Annotated in this window: 16 protein-coding genes; 9 read left to right on the top strand and 7 right to left on the bottom strand. The window is 34.7% G+C overall.

The window, feature by feature from the left end; genetic code table 11:
• Positions 1-246 precede the first annotated feature (246 nt).
• Together ribB and AC3E9W_RS17530 are read left to right on the top strand one after the other, a co-directional pair.
• Positions 247-909: a 3,4-dihydroxy-2-butanone-4-phosphate synthase gene (ribB, locus tag AC3E9W_RS17535; RefSeq protein ID WP_488769361.1), complete on the top strand. Its 663-nt coding sequence runs from the start codon at positions 247-249 to the stop codon at positions 907-909.
• 2 nt (positions 910-911) lie between these two features.
• Positions 912-1,484, top strand: a complete 573-nt coding sequence (locus AC3E9W_RS17530) for a Crp/Fnr family transcriptional regulator (RefSeq protein ID WP_488769360.1) — start codon at positions 912-914, stop codon at positions 1,482-1,484.
• A gap of 231 nt (positions 1,485-1,715) precedes the next feature.
• On the opposite strand, the gene AC3E9W_RS17525 is transcribed toward AC3E9W_RS17530, so the two are convergent.
• Together AC3E9W_RS17525 and AC3E9W_RS17520 are read right to left on the bottom strand one after the other, a co-directional pair.
• Positions 1,716-3,413 (bottom strand): ribonucleoside-diphosphate reductase subunit alpha, encoded by a 1,698-nt coding sequence (locus AC3E9W_RS17525; protein WP_306156317.1) that lies wholly within the window; start codon positions 3,411-3,413, stop codon positions 1,716-1,718.
• An 18-nt stretch (positions 3,414-3,431) separates the two neighbouring features.
• Positions 3,432-4,406, bottom strand: coding sequence for a ribonucleotide-diphosphate reductase subunit beta (locus AC3E9W_RS17520; RefSeq protein WP_488769359.1), 975 nt, complete (start codon positions 4,404-4,406; stop codon positions 3,432-3,434).
• Positions 4,407-5,231: 825 nt separating this feature from the next.
• Here AC3E9W_RS17520 and AC3E9W_RS17515 point away from each other — a divergent pair.
• The 6 genes from AC3E9W_RS17515 (at position 5,232) to AC3E9W_RS17490 (ending at position 14,894) form a co-directional block, all read left to right on the top strand.
• A complete protein-coding gene (locus AC3E9W_RS17515) occupies positions 5,232-6,722 on the top strand; it encodes an ankyrin repeat domain-containing protein (protein WP_488769358.1) in 1,491 nt (496 codons plus the stop codon).
• 109 nt (positions 6,723-6,831) lie between these two features.
• Positions 6,832-7,314: a DUF2271 domain-containing protein gene (locus tag AC3E9W_RS17510; RefSeq protein ID WP_488769357.1), complete on the top strand. Its 483-nt coding sequence runs from the start codon at positions 6,832-6,834 to the stop codon at positions 7,312-7,314.
• A gap of 27 nt (positions 7,315-7,341) precedes the next feature.
• Positions 7,342-9,525 carry a PepSY domain-containing protein gene (locus tag AC3E9W_RS17505; protein ID WP_488769356.1) on the top strand — a complete coding sequence of 728 codons (2,184 nt, stop codon included), beginning with the start codon at positions 7,342-7,344 and terminating at the stop codon, positions 9,523-9,525.
• A 323-nt stretch (positions 9,526-9,848) separates the two neighbouring features.
• On the top strand, positions 9,849-10,841 hold the full coding sequence (locus AC3E9W_RS17500; protein ID WP_488769355.1) for an FAD:protein FMN transferase: 993 nt from the start codon (positions 9,849-9,851) through the stop codon (positions 10,839-10,841).
• A gap of 287 nt (positions 10,842-11,128) precedes the next feature.
• Positions 11,129-13,522, top strand: a complete 2,394-nt coding sequence (locus AC3E9W_RS17495; protein WP_488769354.1) for a TonB-dependent receptor — start codon at positions 11,129-11,131, stop codon at positions 13,520-13,522.
• A gap of 37 nt (positions 13,523-13,559) precedes the next feature.
• Positions 13,560-14,894 (top strand): DUF4374 domain-containing protein, encoded by a 1,335-nt coding sequence (locus AC3E9W_RS17490; protein ID WP_488769353.1) that lies wholly within the window; start codon positions 13,560-13,562, stop codon positions 14,892-14,894.
• A gap of 269 nt (positions 14,895-15,163) precedes the next feature.
• Here the strand turns inward: AC3E9W_RS17490 and AC3E9W_RS17485 are convergent, their stop codons facing one another.
• Positions 15,164-16,039: an NmrA family NAD(P)-binding protein gene (locus AC3E9W_RS17485; RefSeq protein WP_488769352.1), complete on the bottom strand. Its 876-nt coding sequence runs from the start codon at positions 16,037-16,039 to the stop codon at positions 15,164-15,166.
• A gap of 81 nt (positions 16,040-16,120) precedes the next feature.
• On the opposite strand from AC3E9W_RS17485, the gene AC3E9W_RS17480 reads away from it, so the two are divergent.
• The gene (locus AC3E9W_RS17480; protein ID WP_488769351.1) at positions 16,121-16,486 is read left to right on the top strand and encodes a winged helix-turn-helix transcriptional regulator; all 366 of its coding nucleotides are present in this window, start codon (positions 16,121-16,123) and stop codon (positions 16,484-16,486) included.
• Positions 16,487-16,760: 274 nt separating this feature from the next.
• On the opposite strand, the gene AC3E9W_RS17475 is transcribed toward AC3E9W_RS17480, so the two are convergent.
• From AC3E9W_RS17475 to AC3E9W_RS17460, 4 genes are all read right to left on the bottom strand, one after another.
• Positions 16,761-17,726, bottom strand: coding sequence for a M20/M25/M40 family metallo-hydrolase (locus tag AC3E9W_RS17475; RefSeq protein WP_488769350.1), 966 nt, complete (start codon positions 17,724-17,726; stop codon positions 16,761-16,763).
• A gap of 280 nt (positions 17,727-18,006) precedes the next feature.
• Positions 18,007-19,059, bottom strand: a complete 1,053-nt coding sequence (locus AC3E9W_RS17470) for a sialidase family protein (RefSeq protein WP_488769349.1) — start codon at positions 19,057-19,059, stop codon at positions 18,007-18,009.
• Between the two features lie 230 nt (positions 19,060-19,289).
• Positions 19,290-20,876, bottom strand: a complete 1,587-nt coding sequence (locus AC3E9W_RS17465; protein WP_306156306.1) for a SusD/RagB family nutrient-binding outer membrane lipoprotein — start codon at positions 20,874-20,876, stop codon at positions 19,290-19,292.
• 16 nt (positions 20,877-20,892) lie between these two features.
• Positions 20,893-23,979, bottom strand: a complete 3,087-nt coding sequence (locus AC3E9W_RS17460; RefSeq protein WP_306156305.1) for a SusC/RagA family TonB-linked outer membrane protein — start codon at positions 23,977-23,979, stop codon at positions 20,893-20,895.
• Positions 23,980-24,133 lie beyond the last annotated feature (154 nt).

Below are 24,133 nucleotides of genomic sequence, written 5' to 3'. Positions count from 1 at the left end.
ACTAAACAATTGTTAACAAATAAACTTAAAAAAAAGTTAAAAAATGAGTTTTAAACTCAAAATTTCCTACAAAAATATTAAAACAGGTATAAATACCTGTTCAATATTTTATAAAAACACCGTTTTAAGTTTATTTTTGTTTATGACATAAAAAACTTATTAAAATCCATTTTATTGACCTATATCAAATTTTTTGGCTTCAAACAACTTTAGATTTGCTTCTTATTATTTCTAAAAAAAGTTTTTATGATAAGTACAGAATTAAGTCCGTTGGTGCAGTTTGGAATTTCGAGTAAAGAGCGCGTTGAAAATGCTTTGGAGCAGCTTAAAAACGGAAAAGGCGTTTTAGTAACCGATGATAAAAATCGTGAAAATGAAGGCGATCTTATATTTTCTGCTCAGTACATAAATATTCAAGATATGGCATTAATGATTCGCGAATGCAGCGGTATTGTATGTCTTTGCTTAACCAATGAAAAAGCAGATCAATTAGAACTTCCGTATATGGTAACAGAAAATACAAGCAGTTTTCAAACTCCTTTTACCATTACCATTGAAGCGAAGAACGGAGTAACAACAGGCGTTTCTGCACAAGATCGAATTACTACCATCAAAACAGCTATTGCTGCTAATTCGCAAGCAAATGAATTAGCAAGACCAGGTCATATTTTTCCATTAAGAGCAAACGATAATGGCGTTTTAGGCAGAAATGGCCATACTGAAGGAAGTGTCGATTTAATGAAATTGGCAGGCCTTCAACATGAGGCCGTTCTTTGCGAGTTGATGAACGAAGATGGAAGCATGGCTAAACTAGACAAAATCGTTAGCTTTGCACAACAGCACGATTTAGTGGCTTTATCGATTGAAGATATTATTTATTACCGCAAATTCGTGAGAGATTATAATTAACCATGATATACGAACAGCTTGGCAATTCTATTCGAAAAAGCATTACTATTTCTGATGAAGATTTAGAAATCGTTCTTTCCTATTTTAAATTATTAAAAAAAGGAAAAAATGAGGTTTTATTGGCTCAGGGGCAAATCAGTCAAGAGACTTTTTTTGTTGCGAAAGGCTGTCTGAGAATCTTTTTTATTAATGAAGAAGGAAAAGACGTTACTCGATATATTGCTTTTGAAAATCAGTTTGCTACGGCTTTGGTTAGTTTTATTACTAAAATGCCAGCAGCAGAAAACATTCAAGTTGTAGAGAAATCGGAATTGCTGACTATTTCTCATGAAGATTTTAATCATTTAATGAAAATTATTCCGCAGTGGCGAGAGTTTTACAGTAATTATCTGGAAAAAGCCTATGTGAATAATGCTAATCGTCTAATGTCTTTTACGACTATGGATGCTTTGGAAAGATACACTCAGCTTTTGAAAATAAATCCTGCAATCGTAAAACGGCTTCCTAATAAAATTGTAGCTTCATATATTAATATTTCTCAAGAAACTTTGAGTAGACTGAAGTCTAAGGTTTGATTTTTTTGCCACTAAGTTTTTTTCGCCACGAATTACACAAATTTCTTTTTGTTTAGCCACAGATTAAAAGGATTAAAAGGATTAAAATCTGTGAGAATCATTTTAATCTGTGGCTAAAAATAATTAGCGAAATTCGTGAATTGCTTCGCCAGTTCGCTATCGCTCGAGTCGTGGCAGAAAAATTTGCGATAAAAAAAAAACCGAATCTAAGAAGATCCGGTTATATGATATTTATGATTCGCAACTGCTGCACGAAACGAGACTTGTTACTAATTCTTTAGAAACACTTTGACTTCTTTGGTAGTACAAACTTTTTACTCCTTGTTGCCAAGCTTCGATCATTAAGCGGTTTACATCTTTAATTGCCAATTCGGCTGGAATATTAAGATTTAAACTTTGTCCTTGATCTACAAACTTCTGACGAATTCCTGCTTGCTGTACAATTTCTAACTGGCTGATTTCTTTAAATGTTTTAAAAACATCTTTTTCAGCTTGAGTCAATTGTTCCATGTGCTGAACGCTTCCTCCGTTTAGCATAATTCCTCTCCAAACTTCTTCGTTATCTAAACCTTTTTCTTCCAACAGTTTTTTAAGGTATTTATTTTTACGCATAAAATTCCCTTTGCTTAATCCAGCTTTGTAATAGTTACTGCTGAAAGGCTCAATTCCTGGCGAAGTTTGCCCTAAAATTGCCGAAGAAGATGTTGTTGGAGCAATTGCCATCGTTGTTGTATTACGTCTTCCGTAACCTTTTAGCAATTCTGGTTCGCCGTAAATTCTAGCCAATTCCTGACTTGCTTTGTCGGCTTTATCGCTAATATGTTTGAAAATTTCTGTTGTTTTCATTTTTGCTTCCATTCCTTCAAACGGAATCATGTTTTTCTGCAAATAAGAATGCCATCCTAAAACGCCTAAACCAAGTGCACGGTGTCTTTTAGCAAATTTATTCGCTGCCGAAAGATAATAGTTACCTTCCGTTTTTTCGATAAATTCTTGTAAAACGGCATCTAAGAAAAAGATCGCTAGTTTTACTGCTTCAGTATCTTTCCACTCTTCATATAATTCTAAATTCATAGAAGACAAACAGCAGATAAATGATTCATCATGCGTTGACGGAAGCATAATCTCGCTGCATAAGTTACTGGCATTGATTCTAAGATTCTGGTCTTTGTAAACTTGTGGTTTATTTTTATTTACATTGTCACTAAAGAAAATATAAGGCAACCCTTTTTGCTGACGGCTTTCTAATACTTTCGCCCAAATTTGTCTTTTTTCTGCATCACCGTCAATCATTTCCTGCATCCAGTAATCTGGCACGCAGATTCCAGTAAACAAGTTCTGAATTGGATTTCCAATACTTTTAATTTTCAAAAACTCTTCAATATCTGGGTGATCCACATCCAAATAAGCTGCAAACGCTCCGCGACGAACTCCACCTTGAGAAATCGTGTCCATTGCCGTGTCAAAAAGCTTCATAAAACTTACCGCTCCACTACTCTTTCCATTGTCTGTTACAGCACTTCCGCGTTCGCGTAATTCACCAAAATAACCAGAAGTTCCACCTCCAATTTTCGTCTGCATAATTACTTCTCCAAGCTTATGCGTAATTCCTTCGATTTTATCTGGAACATGCACATTAAAACAAGAAATTGGCAATCCTCTTTCTGTTCCCATATTGGCCCAAACAGGCGAACTGATACTCATCCAGCCTCTTTCGATCATTTCCATGAAAGATTCTTTCAATTCTGGTTTGTACAGTCTTCTAGCTGCGGCAGTACAAATTCTATCGATCGCTCCTTCTACAGTTTCTCCTTTTAGAAGATAACCGCGATTTAAAATCTGTTCACTTTCAGAATTTTTCCACCACATTTTGCTGTCATTTTGTGGCTCAAAATTAGTATTTGCTGGGTTTGTGTCTATCGTATTCATGTGTATTATGGGCTTGTATTAAAAAAGATCGTTTGCTGTGATACTCTTATCGTGTTTCGTATATTCGACAGGACGTTTTGCAAAGAAATCGTCTAGACTGTTGGCAAAAACCTCTTCTTCAAACCAAGTCATTTTTGAATATTCATCTGGAGAAACGTTAAAAATAGGTTCGATGTTAATTTGTTTCAAACTTTCATCAATTCTAAATTTCATGAAGTTTACCAAATCTTCTTTATTTATTGTTTCAACTGCTCCATCTTCAAAAATCCAATCCAAAATATCCGCTTCAACAGTAATCGATTCTTTAACCGTTTCTCTAATTAATTCTAACGTTTCAGCATCAAAATATTCTGGAAATTCTTCACGAATTTTATTGATGATGTAAATTCCGCCATTGGCATGAATCTGTTCGTCAATTGAAGTCCAAGCAATAATATTGCTCACATTCTTCATATATCCTTTGAATCTTGTGAAGGACAATAAAATGGCAAACTGACTGAATAAAGACACGTTTTCGATCAAAATACTGAACAAAATCAGCGAAACCATGTATTTTCTGTTGTCCTGAGACTTTGTGTCTTTTAATACATTCGAAAGATAATCTACACGTCTGCGAATTACAGGAACGTCCAATAATTTTTCGAATTCGTCATTATAACCTAAAACTTCTAGTAAACGAGAATACGCTTCTGAATGTCTAAATTCACATTCTGCAAAAGTAGTTCCCAATCCGTTGAATTCTGGTTTTGGAAAATGCTCGTATATATTGCCCCAAAAACTTTTTACAGCTACCTCAATTTGCGCAATTGCCAATAAGCTATTTTTGATTGCCGTTTTTTCTGCCAGATTTAAATGCGCATGAAAATCTTGCGTATCGGCAGTAAAATCTACTTCAGTGTGTACCCAGTAAGCTTTATTAATAGCTTCGGTAAATTGCAGAACCTCAGGATATTCAAAAGGTTTATAATTGATTCTTTTATCAAAAATTGACATATATATAGAGTTTTAAGTGACTTTTTTAAGATAGAAAAACAGAACACTGTATTTGGGGAAGTGGCAGCGTGTATTTCTAATTATACAAATTTAAGTCGCATATATTCTCATGTCCAGTTTTTGTTGTTAAAAATCAGCTCAATTATCAACAGTTTAAAAACTTCAAAAAAGAGCCGTAAAAGAATTTTTATCAACAGCTCGCGAGCATTTTGTAATTTGCATGGAGCTAGCAGTTTCTATATAAACTTCGGGAAGTTATCAACATCAAAAAAGCATCGATTTTGGAACAAATCAGAAAACAAGTTATCAACAATACTTTTTTTAAAATCGAATTTTCATCCTATTTTGGAGAGAAAAAAAACGTCTAATTATTAATAACGATTCTAAATAGAATTTTAAAGCGTTTCTAAAACTCAACATAATCCACTTTATAACAATCACTTAAATAAAAATGAATAAAATCTAAAATAATTGATTTTAATAAACTAATGATTTAAATCAACTTTAACAGTTAAAATTCTACTGTTCCAATTTTAGGTTTAGAAACGTCTTAAAAATTAATTTCCAGTTAAAATTAATTTCATTGAACATTTCAAAAAAACCTCATTTCAAAAATTACTTTTCCATCTTAAATTAAAGAAAGATTAAAATTCGCTTAAGCGATTCTTAAAATTTAGTAAATATCAATGAGAAAAGGCTTTTTACTTCAAATTGTTGTTGGTTTAAAAATATTAATCTTTACATTTGCCTTTATTTTTATTTATTCTAAATAGATAAAGAAAAACCAAAACAGATTATTCTAACAAACATAAATTACATTTCGATATGAAAAAGAATCTACTTGTTTCTTTTGCCTTCGCAACAACATTATTTGTAAGTGCACAGCAAAAAAATACACTTTTAGATGCCAATTTCTGGAAAACTTCTCCGAATACGGAAATTGTGAAAGCTGAAATCGCAAAAGGAAATAATCCGGCAGAAGCCAATGTAAATGCTTTTGACGTTACGACTTTAGCCATCAATAATGAAGCTCCAATAGAAACCATCAAATTTTTAATCGATCAGCCAGGAAATTCAATTACAAAATTAACTCACGATAACCGTATTTACTTGCACTGGGCTGCTTACAAAGGCAATACAGAATTAGTGCAATATTTAATTGCAAAAGGTTCTGATGTAAACTTTGAAGACAGCCACGGAACTGCTCCAGCAGATTTTGCAGCTTCAAACGGACAGTCGAATCCAGAAATGTATGAGGCCTTTTTTAAAGCAGGAGTTAATCCGACCAAAAAATATGCAAACGGTGCCAATCTTTTGCTTTTGGCTATTGCTTCTGATAAAGATTTAAAAGCTGCCGATTATTTTTCTACTAAAGGAATGTCTCTAAAAGATGTTGACAATGATGGAAATACTGCTTTTACGTATGCAGCAAGATCTGGAAACATTGCGCTATTGAAGAAACTTTTAGAAAAAGGAATTAAACCAACGGATAATGCACTTTTGGTTGCTGCACAAGGAAGCCGAAGAGAAACAAATACACTTGAAACGTATAAATATTTGGTTGAAGAAGTAAAAATTAAAGCAACTGCTCAAAATAAAGCGGGACAGAATGTATTGCACATTTTAGCAGGAAAACCAAATCAGACCGAAATTATTAAGTATTTCTTAGACAAAGGTGTTGATGTAAACAAAGCTGATAAAGAAGGAAATACGCCAGTTATGGCAGCTGCTTCAGCTAGAGAAATTGCTGTTTTAGAACTTTTTCTTCCGAAAGCAAAAAACGTAAATGCTCAAAATTTAAAAGGAGAATCGGCTTTAACAAAAGCAGTACAATACGGAACTCCAGAAGCGGTAAGCTTGCTTTTGGCTAAAGGTGCCGATGTAAATGTAAAAGATAAAGACGGAAATAATTTAAGCGTTTATTTAGTACAATCTTATCGTCCTGCAGGAAGAGAAAAAGCAACAGCAGATCCTTTTGATGCAAAGGCAAAACTGCTTCAAGACAAAGGATTAAACCTAGCTGCTCCTCAAAAAGACGGAAATACTTTGTATCATGTAGCGATTACAAAAAATGATGTGGCGCTTCTTAAAAAAATCACTGATTTAAAAGTTGACATTAATGCTAAAAACAAAGATGGTTTAACCGCTTTGCACAGAGCAGCGATGACTTCTAAAGACGATGCTATTTTAAAATATCTAGTTTCTGCGGGAGCAAAAAAAGACATCAGCACAGAATTTGACGAAACGGCTTACGCTTTAGCTAAAGAAAATGACTTACTTACTAAAAACAACGTTTCTGTTGAATTTTTAAAATAAAACAATTAGATAATAATCAATATTTGAAATTCCAAATTCCAAACTCTATTTTTGGGATTTGGAATTTGAATTTTAGAATTTAAATTACCAATCAATACATACAATTTTTATGAAATCAATATTAAAAATGGCTCTTGCGGGCGCTTTTATTTTTTTAGCTTCTTTTCAATCTCAGGCACAGTCAAGCAAATACAAGATTATGCTGCAAATGAATAATTATATGGGAGAAGGTGCTTATATCGTTGTTTCTCTGATTAATGCAAGCGGTGAATACGAAAAAACCCTTTATGTAATGGGAGACGACAAGAAATGGTATAAATCATTGAAAGAATGGAATAAATTTCACACGCTAAAAAATGATGACATCAGTGCTAAAACTGGTGCTTCTGTAACGGGCGGTGACCGTAGCGTGACTACCATCGAAATCGAAAATTCTAAAATTAATAAAGGATACAAATTACGTTTTGAAACAGCTGTTGAAGATCAGAAGTACTATGTGAGCGATCTTGAAATTCCGCTTTCAACTGAAGGTCTAGCTGACAAAACAGATGGCAAAGGCTACATCAAATACGTAAGATTAAGTAAAATATAATACGATTACATTTCTAGAATACACTCAATGACTCTTTCTTTTTGGCGTTACGCACACTTGGCTTTGGCCTTATTTTCTTCTATTTTTTTGCTTTTGGCTTCGGTAACTGGAATCATTCTGGCCGTCGATGCGGTTCAGGAAAAAACACTCCCGTACAAAGCTGAAAATTTCAATAAAATAACTCTGGGCGAAACGCTACCCATTTTAAAGAAAGAATATTCAGAAATTACAGAATTGAGTGTAGATTACAATCAGTTTGTAACGCTTCAAGCCATTGATGCAGACGGAAATGACATTAAGGCATACATTGATCCAAAAACTGGAAAAGCATTAGGAACTCCTGTAAAGAAAACCGAATTCATCAAATGGATTACGAGTTTGCACCGTTCGCTATTTCTTCATGAAGCAGGACGTTTTTTTGTGGGGGTAATTTCTTTTTGCTTGTTATTAATAGCAATTTCGGGTTTCGTTCTGGTTTTAAAAAGACAGCGCGGCATTCGAAATTTCTTTTCTAAAATAATAAAAGAATATTTTGCACAATATTATCATGTGCTTTTAGGAAGATTGGCTTTAATTCCGATTTTGATTATTGCACTTACCGGAACTTATTTATCTCTGGAAAGATTTAACTTTTTTATGGGTGAAGAAAAAGCAAAACCTATAAAAACTGAACTTTCAGACAAAGCCAAAACGACTTCAATTTTCAATACTACTTTATTATCGGATGTAAAAAAGATTGAATTTCCTTTTACAGACGATCCTGAAGAATCTTATATCATTGAATTGAAAGACCGAGAAGTTGAAGTAAATCAGGTCACAGGAGCTGTAATTTCTGAAAAACTTTCTCCAATGACGGCACAATTTGCTGCATTAAGTTTAGATCTTCATACGGGAAGAATTAACGGAATTTGGGCTGTAATTTTAGCTATTGCCTGCCTTAATATTCTATTCTTTATCTATTCTGGTTTTGCTATTACTTTGAAAAGAAGGTCAAGCCGAATTAAGAATAAATTTAAGGGGAACGAGAGTACGTTTATTCTTTTAGTCGGTTCAGAAAACGGGAGCACATTCCGATTTGCTAATTCTATTCAGAAACAATTAATTGATCACGGACAAAAAGTTTTTGTGAGCGAATTGAATAAATTTTCTGTTTATCCTAAAGCAGAACATATTATTGTTTTTACGTCGACTCATGGTTTGGGCGACGCGCCTTCTAACGGAACGCAATTTAAAACTTTGCTAGAAAAACAAAATCAAGAGCAAAATATTAATTTTTCTGTTGTAGGTTTTGGTTCTAAATCATATCCTGATTTTTGCCAGTTTGCCATTGAAATTGATCAACTTTTAGAAAAACAAAAATGGGCAGAACGTTATTTGAAATTACAGACTGTGAATGATAAATCGGCTGTGGAATTTGTAGAATGGGTAAAATTATGGAGCGAAAAAACGGGAATTCCGCTAGCGACAACTCCATCATTATACAATCATGTCCCGAAAGGTTTGCAAAAATTAATGGTTTTAGACAAAACACCAATTTCTGAAACCGAACACACATTTATTCTAACGCTGAGAGCGAGTGCAAGAGCTAAGTTTAGTTCGGGCGATTTATTGGCCATTTACCCTGCCAACGATTCTAGAGAACGCCTCTACTCTATGGGAAATCATTCTGGAAATATCCAACTAGTTGTAAAACTGCATCCAAACGGATTGGGTTCTGGTTTCTTGAATGCTTTGGAACCTGGAAATGTGATAAAAGCTCAAATTGTTAAAAATCCTGCTTTTCACCTTCCAAAGAAAGCTCCTAGAGTGGCTTTCATTTCAAACGGAACAGGAATTGCTCCTTTCTTGGGAATGATTGAACAAAACAAAGCAAAACAAGAGCTTCATTTATACAGCGGATTTAGAATGGAAACGCCAACTTTAATGGCTTATAAAAAGTTCGCTGGAATCATGATTCAGAAAGAACATCTGGACAATTTTCATGTGGCGTTATCGCGTGAAGCTGAACATATTTATGTGATGGATTTAATTAAAAGAGATTCTTCTTTCTTCGTGACTTTATTGAAAAAAGGCGGTGTCGTTATGATCTGCGGTTCGCTTGCCATGCAGAAAGATGTTGAAGCTATTTTAAGTGAATTGTGTTTAACAAAAGGATTAAAAACACTCGAAGAATATAAAGCTAATAAGCAGTTTTTAACAGATTGTTATTAAGAATTTTAGATTTTAGATTTTAGATTTTAGATTTTAGATTTTAGATTTTAGATTTTAGATTTTAGATTTTAGATTTTAGATTTTAGATTTTAGATTTTCTAAAAAAAATCGCTGCGCTCTTTTTTTTGGAATTTGTAATTTAATTTTTTGAATTTTAAATAAATCCCAGAGGGATGACATATTTATAGATTTAATGTGACCTCCCGAAAAAAAGCCCCAGCTGGGCGGCATATGTATCGCTCCGCTGGAGCTTTTGAAAACAACACTCATTATAAATCTATAAATATTATGCTCCTCCGGAGCTTTATCGAACTAATTTATTTATGCATAAACTAATATCATATAAATTTTTATTCTTTTTTGTAATTACATGCCACTTTTCAACACATTCACAAGTATTACGAAAAAGAACAACGCTTCTTATGGGCGGACGTTTTGATATTAGCATTGTCGACAAAGATTCACTTTCGGCTGAACAGAATATTGATATTGTGATTGGCGAAATCACGCGAATAGAAAACTTAATCTCCGATTGGAAATCCGATTCGCAGGTTTCTCAAGTCAATCAGAATGCGGGAATTAAACCGATAAAAGTTGACAAAGAAGTTTTCGAATTGACACAAAGGGCAATTAAATTTTCTGAAATAACCAATGGCGGATTTGATATTAGTTTTGCTGCCTTAGATCGCATCTGGAAATTTGACGGTTCAATGACCGAAATGCCTTCGGCGGAAGCCATAAAAAAATCGGTAGAAAAAGTGGGCTACAAAAACATCATTTTAGACAGTACAGAATCGACCATTTTCTTGAAGTTAAAGGGAATGAAAATTGGTTTTGGCGCTCTAGGCGAAGGTTATGCAACTGATAAATGCCGTGCTATGATGATTGCAAAAGGGGTTCTAGCGGGAATTATAAACGGTTCTGGAGACATGAGCACGTGGGGAAAACAGCCGAGCGGAAAAGATTGGAAAATCGGAATTACGAATCCGTTTAAACCGGAGAAGATTTTAGCCGCTGTACCGCTTAAAGAGGGCGCTGTCACTACTTCTGGCAGTTATGAAAAATTTGTCGTTTTTAACGGAAAACGATATTCACATATTATAAATCCTGCAACTGGTTATCCTGCAACGGGTTTGTGCAGTTTAACCGTTTTCGGTCCAAATGCCGAAACCGCTAATGGATTGAGCACTTCCATGATGGTTTTAGGCCAAAAAGAAGGTTTGCTTTTACTTCAAAAATTTCCAAACTATAGTTGTGTAATGATTACAGACAAAGGAAAAGTTATTAAGTCTAAGAATTTTGCTTATAAATTGTAGATTGATTTAACCGCAAAGTTCGCAAAGATTTAGGCAAAGTTCGCAAAGTTTTTTTGATAAAGCTTTGCGAACTTTGCGCTTTTAAAAGTTACTCTAAAATTCTTGCGCTCTTTGCGGTTAAAAACTATAACCATAAATGGTCTTATATGAATTATATGGTTTAAAAAAATTAACATTAAAAAAACATTAGAATCCTCCATGCAATTCTAATAATCTTCTAATTGCTTTATTTAGATTAAATTTAAATTATCATATAAGTTTGCGGCACTTTTATATGCAGACTCAATATGAGAACAACTTTACTTCTATTTTTATTTACCATTTCGGCTTGGTCGCAATCTGGAAATCTTACCGGAAAAGTCACTTTTGGAGCCGATGAATTAGCTTACGGTTCTACTGTAATTATCAAGGGAACCCAAAAATATGCTATTGTAAATGATTTTGGACGTTATGAATTCAAAGGATTAAAGTATGGCGAGTACATTTTAGAAACTTCTTCTATGGAAGGCCAAACAAGAATTACCAAAATTAATGTGAATAAACCCAATACCGAATTCAACATTTCATTAGATAGAAATGCTCCTAAAGATTTACAAGAAGTTGTAATTAAGAAATCTTCTATCAGAAAAGAAATAATGGAAAAAGGTTTTGCTGTAAACGTAATTGAAACGCAAGAAGCAGCACAAAGAAATCTGCAAACCAACGATTTATTAGATCGTTCTGGTGGCGTAAGGATTAGACAGAATGGAGGTCTAGGCTCTAGTGTTACCTACAACATTAATGGAATGTCTGGAAACGCCATACGCATCTTTATTGACGGAATTCCGATTCAGACTTATGGGGCGTCATTTAGCTTAAATAGCATTCCACCCGCTTTAATTGAAAGAATTGAAGTATACAAAGGCGTAGTTCCTGGTTATCTAGCAGATGATTCGCTAGGAGGTGCTATTAACGTTATACTTAAAAAGGGATCTAAAAACATGATTGCAGCTTCTGTTTCTTATGGTTCTTTTAATACGATACAATCCAATTTCAGTACGACTTATAGAGACAAATCTGGCTTTACTGTTAAAGCGAACGGATTCCAAAACTATTCTGACAATGATTATGAAGTCTGGGGAAGATTCGTTTATAACATTCTGCCAAACGGACGTTACGATTACATACGAGCAAAACGATTCGAAAGTATGTACAGATCGTATGGAGGAAGACTTGAAGCAGGTTTTACAGATGTAAAATGGGCCGATAATTTTTCGATCAGCTATAATGGTTCTGAAGATTACAACCAGATTCAGCACGGACAATATATGACCAAACCTTATAAAGGGCGCTTTAGCGAATCTGCTGCCAATGTTTTCAGCATCAACTATAATAAAAAAGATTTCTTGATTAAAAAACTTGATTTCTCTTTAATTTCTGTTTACAGCCACAGAAATGATGTAATCAATGACACCGTAAAATGGAATTATAATTGGGATGGCGAAAAAGCGCTGGGTCTTTATGGCGAGCCTACCACAACAACTCAAGGAGCACAACAGGGAGCGCCAACAATATTGCATCAAAGATCAGATATTTTTAATACACGAGCTGGTTTAACATACACTATTATCGACAACCATAAAGTTTTGGTAAATAATATGTTCTATAGCGTGGACCGAAATGATTTGGATGAAATGTTGCCAGAATTGGTTCGTAATTTTTTAGCAACACGCGATTTAGAAAAAAATGTTTTTTCAGCTTCATATGAAATGCAGGCTTTCAAATCTCGTCTAAAAACCAATCTTTTTGTAAAAAATTATGCTTTAAAAACAGAACAGGTTACTCCTAAATTAGTGAATCAAAATGGTCAGAGCAATCTAGTATTTGAAGCCGATTCAAGAAATACCAATTTTACTGGTTATGGTTTTGCAGGTTCTTATTCTTTTTTACAAAAGGCAATGTTAATGCTTTCTGCCGAAAAAGCGATTCGATTGCCAAACGAAAATGAAATTTTTGGACTACCAGGTGAGAATGTTCTAAGCAATCCTAATTTAGGTCCTGAGCAAAGTGAAAATCTTAATGTGGGTTTAAGATTAGGTCCGTATCTAATCAATCATCATAAATTTTCATTTTACGGAAATGCTTTTTGGAGAAATATTCAAGATAAAATTGTTCGACAAATCAGTGATCGTGTTAATGAGGCTGTTCAAGCAACGCCTTTTATCAATTTAGGAAGATCACAATCTGTTGGTTTTGAAACCTCTGTACAATATTCGTTTAAAGATAAATTATTTGCAGGTGTCAATCTTTCTAAATTCAACTCGGTTTATAAACAGAAATATGACGCTAACGGAAATCTGCTTTCTTATTATAACAAGCAATTGCCAAATGAGCCTTTCTTTAATATAAATGGGAATCTGCAATACAATTTCAAAAATTTAATTCAAAGTAAATCAGAACTTAACCTCTATTACTATTGTGGCTATGTAGCTCCATTCTATACTTCTTGGCTTGAGATTGATAGAACTACAGCTCAATTTCCGCAGGATTTAGGTTTAAGCTATGCATTTCCTAACAAACAATTTATAGTAAGCTTTGATGCTAAAAATATTTTTGACGAGCAGGTTTATGACAATTTTGCCGCCCAAAAACCTGGAAGAGCTTTTTATATCAAGCTAAATTACACGATCAGTAAATTCTAATCACATTATAAATAACTAATTTTTTAAATCCATAAATATGAAAAAGAACAACTTTAAACTATTTACCTCTGGTTTATTACTAGGTGCATTAGCGTTGACTGCATCATGTAGCAGCGATGATAACAAAAATGAAAATGCAGAACCAGTTAATCCAATAACAGACGGAAGATGGATTACTGTAGCAGGAGCTTTGATGCAAACAGATCCAGGTGATGGAAACGGTGGAACTAGAGTTTTTGCTATTAGTAAAGAAAATGCAATTGATCCTAACTTTTCTGTAAATGTTTACGATCAAGGAGTTGCTGTTCAATCGAATAGAACGGCTCGTTTACAGTCTTCTGTAGACGGAAACACACTTTTCAATATTACGTATACCGGTGCAAATGGTGGGGAATTTATGACGTACCAAGTTACTGGAGCTAATAAATTTATTGAATCTAATGCAAAAGTAAATATTTCTCAATATGCTGGAACTTCTCCAAGATGGGTAAAACTTTTTGACGGAGATAAAACGGGTGTGGCTGTAAACGTAAGTACTCCAATAATAAATACGAATGAGGACAAGACGTATAAAAATACAAGAGGAAAGGCTACAGTGTTGTCTTTAGACATGAAGCAAACTCTAATTTCTGCATTCAAACAATATGAAATTCCGTTAAGCGCTGAAGAAGAAGCGCAAGGACACCATATTTTCCGTCTAGATGCTCCAACTTTAAATAAAGCAGGAAACAAATTAATCATTGGAACTTGGATGCGTAAAACAGATCCTGCAACAGGACAAAATGCATCTTCTTTCACTCGTTTAGGTTCAAAATCTGTTATTGTTGATTATCCTTCGTTAGAAAATCCAAAAGTTATTACTTCGACTGTAGGGTTTGGAGATACAAGCGGATACAGAAGTTTCAACAGTTTTGTGGCTACAGATGGTAATATTTACCAAGCAACACAAAGAGATGCTCAAAAAGGTTCTTACATCTTAAAAATCAACCAAAACAACGAATATGACAATTCTTATGTATTTAGTTTAGATACAGCTTTAGGAGTTAAAGGAAGTTATATCGATGCTTGGAGATATGCTGGAAACGGAATTGCGTATGCGGTATATACTTTTGAAGGAACTGAACAAGGTTACTTAGCTAGATTAGACTTGAATGCAAGAACTGCTACAAAAGTTGAAGGAATTGATTATGATGCTGATTTAAATTTTGGACAATACCAAGGTTTTGTTGTTGATGGAAACAACTTCTACATCGCTGTAACACCAGTAGGAAAAGATGGTAATATTTATGTAATTGATATTCCTTCTGGAAAAGTTACTAAAGGTGCTAAATTGCTAAACAAACCAGGAAACCACTACATTGGGGTATTCTAAAATATAAAAGGTTGTGAATAGCAATCTCTAAGATTTCATTCACTTGAGTTTTTTTTTAATTGGACATTCCGCTTCTATTTATAGCAAGCGGAATGTTTTTTTTATTAAAATAGTTTTTAAGTTAAACACATAGAAACATAGACTTTTTATGTCAAAATATGCGAAGGAAACAAATAATTTAATAGTCTGCTTTGTGCATTTAAATAAGTGAAACGTCTTTTTTCAAGTATGCAAAACTATGTTTCTATGTGTTTAAAATAATTTGAACATTAGAATTTTGAAGCGAATTCTTTTGCAAAATCTTCCAATTTGATTTTCCCATTTACAGTTCCATCATTGTTTAAGAAATCTACAGCTATGGTTTCGTTTCTTAAACCTGTTCCCATTTCGGTATATAAACCTGCCATTTCTTCTGGAACGCCAGCTTGCGTCATTCCGCCGAAATATTGCTCATCTGTAAATTCAACCCACGGAAGTTCTGGTTTGCCAATGGCAGTTCCAAACGCTTTTACAATTTCTGAAGGTGTTTTTACATCACTAATAATATATTTAATGTTTTTACCTTCGGAAGTTTTCTGCAACTCTTCTGCGACAGCATTTGCAATATCTTCTGGATGCACTAACGGAATTCGGTTTGATGCAGGAAAATTGGCTCCCATTATCCCCGCTCCTTTTATCATCGGGATATCATTAAAGAAATTGAAATAGAAATATCCTGCTCGTAAAAAAGTGATAGAAGTATCTAATTTCTCGTAAATCTTCTCAATATTATACAAACCTGCAATTGGTCCGTTACCTGCTGGCAAATCGGCTCCAATACTGCTTAGCATTACCACTCTTTTGATGTTGGCGTTTTGGATTGCTTTCGCGAAAGCGTTACCTGCATCTGTCGTGTTTTGAATAATATTGACACCGCCCATATTTGGAGGAGTCATCGCAAAAAGAGCATCTGCTCCTGCAAAAGTTTTAGAAAGAAAATCGGCATCGCTAACTGATCCTATTGCGGCTTTTGCTCCTAAATTTTCGATCGCCTCTTTTCGATCTGCATTACTGCTAATTACCGTTACGTCATGTCCTGACTGTACTAATTGTGCCGTTAATGGCTTTCCTATGTTTCCTAATGAACCTGAGATTATAATTTTCATCTTAAAATGTTTTTTTATTTAACAAGACAAAGGTATATTTGTACTTACTTTTATACAAGTACTTACCCTAAAGTATGTATCATGACCTCAATTAAAGAATCGTCTACCATTCAGGAAAACAAGCAGTATGCGTTGGAAAAATGTCCTGTAACTTTTGTTATGGAGAAAATTGGAGGCTACTGGAAACCTATTATTTTATATCATTTATCGACCGGAGATAAACGTTACAGCGAATTGAAAAGAGCCATTCCAGCCGTGACAGAAAAAATGCTCATTCAACATTTAAAACAATTAGAAGCAGACGGATTGGTCATTCGTGAAGCGAAACCCGTTGTGCCTCCATTTGTAACGTATAAATTAAGCAACGCTGGAACAGGCTTGCTTCCCGTTATTGATGCGATGGCTACATGGGCTTTTAAAGTCAAAGACGGCGTCTATACTATTTGATAGACACCGCCTTCTTTTAAAAAACAAAAACTAATTAACTTAACTTGTTAAGGACGCTGATGACGCGGATTTACTTCGTAAAGACACGGATAAAACGGATTTTTTGTTTCACGCAGATTTTAAAATGATTTAGGCCGATTTAACAGATTCTTTTTTTATTTAATTAAAAAATGATTTAAAAAATAATCTGCGCTTTCTGCTAAAATCTTTTAATCCCGATAGCTATCGGGAGCGTGAAACAAAAAAATCAGCGCAATCAGCATACTATAGAATTTTAGTTTTGCTTAATGAAAACCAAATCTTCATCGTAATTTGCGATTGCTGTTAATGCATTAAAAATATATTTTGAGACTAAAGCACCGCCTTCAAAATTGATTAAATCGATATCATCATCGGGTGTGTGGTATTGCGGATGCCCACCTGTGTGAAAACCAACTGCTGAAATGGACTCTTTATAAAAAGAAACATGATCGGAACCTCCCACGTCGCCTGCATGAATAACAGGATTTAATCCACTGTTTTCTTGGAGTTTTTTCATTAATTCTACTCCGTTAGGAAAAGTTCCTGCACCACCCATGTAAAGCTCTTTTTTCTCGTTTAATCTTCCGACCATATCCATATTCAGCATAACTTTTACGGCTTCTTTGGTAACTGGAAGATGATTTACAAAATATTTTGAACCTATTAATCCTTCTTCTTCTCCGCTGAACGAAATAAAAATGATGCTTCGTTTTGGTTTTACTTCCATTTTAGAAACTTCTTCTAAAATGCACAGCAAAGCCGAAACTCCTGAAGCGTTATCATCTGCTCCATTATGAATTGCAAAAGCTTCTTTCTTTTTACTTCCAGAACCTTGTCCGCCCCAGCCCCAGTGATCGTAATGCGCACCGATTACGATGTATTCGTTTTTTAAAACAGGATCTGAACCTTCGATATAGCCTACAACATTTTGAGTCGCCACGCTATCCGATTTCATTTTATTGATTCCTTCTTTTATAAAAACTTTGAAAGGCTGGTAATGCGAATTTTCGAATTCTTTGAGACCATATTTTTTGAAATGCTTCTGAATATAAGCTGCTGCTTTATTATTCTGTTTTGTACCAGGAAAACGGCCTTCCATCTTATCAGATGATAAATATTTATCGTGTTTGTAAAACGTTTGTGCCATGTTCTGAGCGTTTGAAATAGTGCTCAAAAAGAAGAAACTCGATACAATAATAATGTTCTGTAAAATTTTCATATTCGTTATCTAAAAATTTGGGACGCTGATAAAACGGGTTTACTTCGTAAAGACGCGGATTAAAACGGATTTTTTTGTTTCACGCTCCCGATAGCTATCGGGATTAAAAGATTTTAACAGAAAACGCAGATTTATTTTTTTAAATCATTTTTAATTAAATAAAAAAAGAATCATTTTAGATCTGCCTAAATCATTTTAAATCTGCGTGAAACAAAAAAATCCGCTCAATCAGCGTCTTCGCGATAGCGAATCTGCGTTATCAGCGTGCCATTGCAGGTTTTTATAAACTAAGCTCAAAAACGGTATGTTTAATATATTTTCGATCGTAAGTATATAAAACATGTATTCTTTTGTCTGTGGTTTGTATGATAGCCGGATAACTGAACTCTCCTTTTTCTTGTTTTTCGAGATCAAACAGTTTACTCCATCTTAAACCGTCTCTAGAATATTCAACATCTAAAATATTTCTTCCGTTAAACCAGTCTTTACCCATTGGCAACGGATTATTTACTAATAGAAATGTGTTTTTATTCACGGTTAAAGCATCGATACCCGAATTGGAATTAATAACATTTATGGTATTGGTGCGAATCCAGCTTTTACCATTGTCTCCCGAACAGCTGGCAATTATTTTATTGTGTTTGCTTCGGGACAGCATCTGAATATCTGTAGCGCTGTGAATTAAAAATGTCGGCTGAATGATATCAAAGTTCTGATTGTTTTCTACCGCTATTTTCTTCCAAGAATCGGTTGCTTCTGTGTATTCTTCAACATGTACGCGCCATTCGTCTGTATTGATGCTTTCTGTACTGCTTCCGCATAAAATTACGCCAGGTGTAGTTTCGATTGGTTTATTTCGAATTGGACCTAAAATTCCGTCTGGAAGATATTTCGGTTCTCCCCAGGTTGTTCCGTTATCTTTCGAAACAATCATAGCGCCAAACCATTCTCTCGGATTTTTTCCAATTTTATAAAACAAATACAAATTCTGGCTTTTGCTTTTAAACAAAACCGGATTCCAGCACGGAAGTGTGTCTCCGTTTTTAATCAACGGCTGAATTAAGCTTTTTGGTGCCGACCATTTTTTGTCTTTATAAGCCGAAATGTAAATTGCGACATCTTTTGCACCTTCATATTTTCCGCCAAACCAAGCTGCTAAAATCTCATTTGGCTTGTATTCTACCAAAGTCGATGCGTGACTTGCTGGCGTTGCAGGCGGATCTGCAATGTAGCCGCTTTCTATATTAACCGCTTTTATTTGAGCATGTATTGCATTATTTGAAAATAAAAATGCTGCAAAAATGATAGCGGTAGTTTTTAATTTGAAATTCATTATTTATTTTTTTTATGCGTTCGTTAAAATCTTTTGACGCGGATTAAACGGATTTACTTCGTAAAAACGCAGATAAAAACGGATTTATATTTTTAGTATTAATTAGTTACCAAGAAACTCAGAAGCTTAGAGCCTTTGCACCTTAGAAACTTAATTATAAAACAAAAGGAGAGTTACCTCTCCTTCTGCTCAAGTAACAAATCTTTTGATCTTTTACTTTACCAAATTAATTATTTTGTGTCCCACCAAAGTCTTGTTCCACCTGAATCTGGACCTCCTAATTTAGAAACTCCGTCTTCTACAGCCGCTTTGTTTGATGAGTACTCATTTGTAGTGTAAATAATTCTTTTCATCAAAGATTTACCAACTCCAGCATCTGGGTTATCTGTGTTTAAAGCTGGATAGATTACTTTAGCATCGCTACGACGTAAATCTGCCCAAGCTTCCCAAGATTCTGGGAAAATTGCTAAGTATTTTTGAACCGCAATCTGAGTTCTTTGATCAGCAGTAGATGCAGACCAAGCAACTGGCAATTTAACTGGAATATCTTGTAAATCTAATGTTGGATATACTGTTAAGATGTTTGGCAATGTTGGCAAACTTGTTCCGTTGATGTAAGCATTAACTACAGCAGTATCTGTGAATCCCCATTGTGCAAGAGACAATCTGATACCTGTTTCGTATAATGTTTTTGCATCTCCACCCATGTTCCATCCATTTAAAGCTCCTTCTGCTCTACTCAAGTAGTTTTCAGAAGCCATAAAGATTTCGATGTTTTTAGTTTCGCTACGTGTATTATTTGGACCATTCCCTAATTCGTCATTATTAAATTTAGAGAATTCAGTAGTTCCAAATTGATCTTCTAAACCTCCAACTGGGTTTCCTCTATATACTCCTGATGCGATTGGGGCAAACCATTTTGATAAACGTGGATCTTGGTATCCTACTAAGATACTTTCCATAGAAGAAGTCATTACATAACCCCAACTATTTACAATCATGTTTAAGTTGTTTGGAGTAATATTACTTGCTTTAAAGAATGCGCTCTGATCGTTTGTTTGCATAACTCCGGCAGCTACAGCAGCTTCAGCCTGAGTTTTTGCAGTTGTAGGTTCTTTATCAGAAATTCTTAAAGCCAAACGTAATCTCATACTGTTTCCAAAGATTCTCCATTTGTCAACACTTCCTGCGTATACTCTATCGTTTGGGGCAAGAGAGGCAACTGAAGTTGCAGAAGTAGAACTTAATGTAGCATTTGCTTCGTCTAATAATTTGAAGAAGTCTGCATAAATAAATTCTACGCTATCGTAAGGAACTTTTTCTTTTCCGTTACCAGCTTCAGTGTAAGGAAGTGGTCCGTAAGCATCAACCATTTGGTTGTACATGAAAACTTTCCATATTTTTAATACCGCAGTAGCTTCCGCATTTCCTTCAGATGCTTTAAAAGCATTTGTTAGAGCTGGAGCTGCAACTGTGTAAAATCTTGTCCATCCTCTTCCTTCGTATCCGTTTACGAAAGCATTTCTTTCTGTTCCGTATCCACAGTTTAAGTAGTGGATAAATGTTGATGATAAAATACCTGTAGCAATACCCCAAGTACCTTGATCATCTACACCTGGCGACGAATAAGAACCGTTGTGGATACCTGCGTATAATGCAGATGCAAATGCAGGACCTGCTAAAGTAGCATCCAACTGATCTTCAGTCAATGAATTAGGATCTTTGTTTATTTCGTCGAAGTCCTTTGTACAGCTAGAAAAAGTAGATAGCATCGCTACAGCAATTCCTAGTGTTTTTATTTTAAAACTATATTTCATGATATCTCTTTTTTAATTAAAATCCGAATTTAACATTAACTCCATAATCTCTCGTTGAAGGAATGTTGAAAGATTCTATCCCTTGTAAGTTTCCTGTACCTGCTCCAGCTTCTGGATCAAAGTGTTCTGCTTTGTTTAAGAAGAAGAACAAGTTTCTACCTACTAATGAGAAATCGATGCTTGTAAATCCTGAGTTACCTAATAATTTTTTTGGCATTGAATAACCAAAAACAAGCTCTCTTAATCTGATGTTTGTAGCATCATAAACGAATGGCTCTGCGATTGGAGTTCTTTGTCCGATTGCTGTCCAGTATTGTTCAGCATTGATGCTTGCTGTGTTTGGAGAGTAAGTTCCGTTTCCGTTATCTACCACACCATCAACAATGATTCCACCATTTCTTCCTGCTAACGTAATATCACTTACCCCTAAACCAGCTTGTCTAGCTTGAGTGTATGAAATAACTTCACCACCGATTCTAAAATCAACCAAGAAGCTTAAAGAGAAATCTTTGTATTTAAAGTTGTTTTTGAAACCTGCAGTCCAATCTGGGTTAAAGTTACCAGCACGAACATCAAAACCATTTGTTGCTAATGGAATACCTGCACTGTTTACAATGATTTGTCCAGCTTCGTTTCTTTGGAAACCTTTGATGTATAAATCACCGTACTCACCACCTTGAACAACTTTACTTCTTACTAAACGTCCTTCACCAATTACTAATTCATCACGTCCTTCAAAGATAGATTTAACTTTTGACTTATAAGAAGCGTAGTTTGCTGTAATATCCCAAGAGAAGTTTTCTGTTTGAATTGGAGTTGCAGAAAGCGTTAACTCGATACCTTTATTTTCAATATCTCCACCGTTTACGATTGCTCTAGAATATCCAGAAGACTCAGGAGTGTTGATGTAGAAAATCTGGTTGTTTGTTAATGTTTTAAAGTAAGTGAAATCTAAACCTAAACGGTTGTTGAAAAATCTAACATCAGCACCAAACTCATTAGAAGAAGAAATCTCTGGCTTCAAGTTTGGATTTGCTTTTGTGTTTTGTCCGTATAACATACCACCGTTTCCTCCGATGTATGAGAATCTTTGTTGTGTCTGATAAGGATCTGTATCGTTACCAACTTCTGCATAAGAAGCTCTAAGTTTTGCAAAACTGATTACTTCTGGTAATGTAAACATATCAGAAAGAACAGCAGAAAGTCCGAAAGATGGGTAGAAATAATCTTGTGGCAATGTAGAAGACCAGTCATTTCTAGCTGTTAAATCTAAGAATAAGTAGTTTCTGAAACCAATTTGACCAAATCCGTAGATAGAGTTGATTCTTTTTTCTGAAGCTGTAGAAGTAGATTGAACTGTTTGCACGTTTGATAATGCGAAGAAGTTTCTTTTACTTAAAACACCGCCAGAGTTTAAAGCTGAACTGTTTTGTTGCAATGAACTTGCTCCTCCATTAAGACCAATAGAGAAATCTCCAAATTTTTCGCTGTAAGAAAGTAAAGCATCAATATTTAATTCGCTCACCGTTTCATAAGATTCGCTGTAAGAACCCATGTTACTGTTAAATGCATTTGTAGCATATCTGTTTCTTACGTTTTTGTTTGTCATTTGGTCTAAACCAGCTCTACCTTGTAAGCTTAATGTTTTTGTAAACTCATATTTAAGAGAAGCTAAACCAATAAATCTATTTCTTTTGTCTGTACGAGCATCGTCACGTAAAGCAGACCAGAATGGGTTTCCACCTGGAGCTCCAGTTTCGTCTAAGAAATAGTTTACTTGTCTTTGTCCTGCAGCATCAAAGAATTCGAAATCTTTGTAATCGTTATAAGCGATACTACGAGGCAATAAGTAAGCAGATGTTCCGATAGATTCTTCACCTGTTCTTAACAAGTTATCGATGTCTTGAACGATGTAGTTTGTTTTTACATCCAAAGATAATTTATCAGAAATTTTGCTTGTCAATCTTAAGTTAAGATTGTGTCTGTCCATTTGGTTTCCTCCAACAATACCTTCTGCACGTGTGTTAGTATAAGAGAAATAACCTTGTGCTTTTTCGTTACCAGCAGTTACTGTTAATGTATTAGCTAAGTTATAACCTGTTTTGTAGAAATCAATAACGTTGTTTGGCTGTGCAATATAGCTTTGAGTCGCTGGCCCAGCATAATTTGGGTTACGAACCAACTGCCATGCAGAAACCTGACGTCCGTCTAGAGGCGCACCCCAGCTTGAACTTGAGTTAGAAACATAAGCTCCATTTGTACCTTGACCGTACTCATTTTGCAAGTTCATCAAATTATAAGCAGAAGAAGCCATAAAGTTAGATGATAATGTAACTGAAGTTTTTCCAGATTTACCCGATTTAGTTGTAATTACGATTACACCATTTGATGCTCTAGAACCGTAAAGAGCCGCAGCAGATGGTCCTTTAAGAACAGTCATCGACGCAATATCTTCTGGGTTAATGTTAGAAATACCATCTGGCTGTGTAGTACCTCCTGTATCAATATCAGGGTTACCAGTAGTTGTACCGTTACTAATTGGCACACCGTCTACTACATATAATGGCTGGTTGTTTCCATTAAGAGATCTGTTACCTCTTAAAGTAATTCTAGAAGAAGAACCAACACCATTTGAAGTTGTAGAGAAGTTAAGACCCGCAACTTTTCCAGAAAGTGAGTTCGCAACGTTTAATGATCTTGCTTCAGAAAGTTCGTCTACAGAAACGTTCTGTGCAGAATACGTAATTGCTTTTTTCTCTCTTTTAATACCAAGAGCTGTAACAACTACCTCTCCTAACTGTTGTGTATCTGGTCCTAAAGATACATTAATTGTAGTTTGTGATCCAACAGCAACTTCTTTTGTAGCAGATCCTACATAGGTAAAAACTAAAACTGCTGATTGATTTGGAACACTAATCGCATACTTACCGTCAAAATCGGTAGAAGCACTTGTTTTAGTTCCTTTAACAATAATATTTGCTCCAGGAATTGGAATCCCAGTTTGAGCATCTGTTATCGTTCCTTTTACTGTAGTCTGCGCTTCTAGGCTTTGGAAACCAAAAAGGCATATGACCAACAGTAATTTTAGTACGCTTTTAATCATATTAGTTGTTTTTTTAGAGTTAATAACATGTTAAACTTAAGAATACATTTTGTTAACGAATCAAAATTTCGACAAATGACAATTTTGAAAAGGTGTTGGTGAATCTTTAGTCCAAAAATGAAAGAAAACGTTTTCATTTGTAATCCTAGTCTTG

The sequence above is a fragment of the Flavobacterium sp. 38 genome (genome assembly GCF_057799715.1).
The sequence above is the reverse complement of the archived record's forward strand: the minus strand, read 5'-3'. Positions and strand labels throughout refer to the sequence as shown.

Excerpts from the sequence above, each read along its gene's own strand:
- ribB (WP_488769361.1), top strand. The coding sequence starts at position 247 with ATGATAAGTACAGAATTAAGTCCGTTGGTGCAGTTTGGAATTTCGAGT.
- AC3E9W_RS17530 (WP_488769360.1), top strand. The coding sequence starts at position 912 with ATGATATACGAACAGCTTGGCAATTCTATTCGAAAAAGCATTACTATT.
- AC3E9W_RS17525 (WP_306156317.1), bottom strand. The coding sequence starts at position 3,413 with ATGAATACGATAGACACAAACCCAGCAAATACTAATTTTGAGCCACAA.
- AC3E9W_RS17520 (WP_488769359.1), bottom strand. The coding sequence starts at position 4,406 with ATGTCAATTTTTGATAAAAGAATCAATTATAAACCTTTTGAATATCCT.
- AC3E9W_RS17515 (WP_488769358.1), top strand. The coding sequence starts at position 5,232 with ATGAAAAAGAATCTACTTGTTTCTTTTGCCTTCGCAACAACATTATTT.
- AC3E9W_RS17510 (WP_488769357.1), top strand. The coding sequence starts at position 6,832 with ATGAAATCAATATTAAAAATGGCTCTTGCGGGCGCTTTTATTTTTTTA.
- AC3E9W_RS17505 (WP_488769356.1), top strand. The coding sequence starts at position 7,342 with ATGACTCTTTCTTTTTGGCGTTACGCACACTTGGCTTTGGCCTTATTT.
- AC3E9W_RS17500 (WP_488769355.1), top strand. The coding sequence starts at position 9,849 with ATGCATAAACTAATATCATATAAATTTTTATTCTTTTTTGTAATTACA.
- AC3E9W_RS17495 (WP_488769354.1), top strand. The coding sequence starts at position 11,129 with ATGAGAACAACTTTACTTCTATTTTTATTTACCATTTCGGCTTGGTCG.
- AC3E9W_RS17490 (WP_488769353.1), top strand. The coding sequence starts at position 13,560 with ATGAAAAAGAACAACTTTAAACTATTTACCTCTGGTTTATTACTAGGT.
- AC3E9W_RS17485 (WP_488769352.1), bottom strand. The coding sequence starts at position 16,039 with ATGAAAATTATAATCTCAGGTTCATTAGGAAACATAGGAAAGCCATTA.
- AC3E9W_RS17480 (WP_488769351.1), top strand. The coding sequence starts at position 16,121 with ATGACCTCAATTAAAGAATCGTCTACCATTCAGGAAAACAAGCAGTAT.
- AC3E9W_RS17475 (WP_488769350.1), bottom strand. The coding sequence starts at position 17,726 with ATGAAAATTTTACAGAACATTATTATTGTATCGAGTTTCTTCTTTTTG.
- AC3E9W_RS17470 (WP_488769349.1), bottom strand. The coding sequence starts at position 19,059 with ATGAATTTCAAATTAAAAACTACCGCTATCATTTTTGCAGCATTTTTA.
- AC3E9W_RS17465 (WP_306156306.1), bottom strand. The coding sequence starts at position 20,876 with ATGAAATATAGTTTTAAAATAAAAACACTAGGAATTGCTGTAGCGATG.
- AC3E9W_RS17460 (WP_306156305.1), bottom strand. The coding sequence starts at position 23,979 with ATGATTAAAAGCGTACTAAAATTACTGTTGGTCATATGCCTTTTTGGT.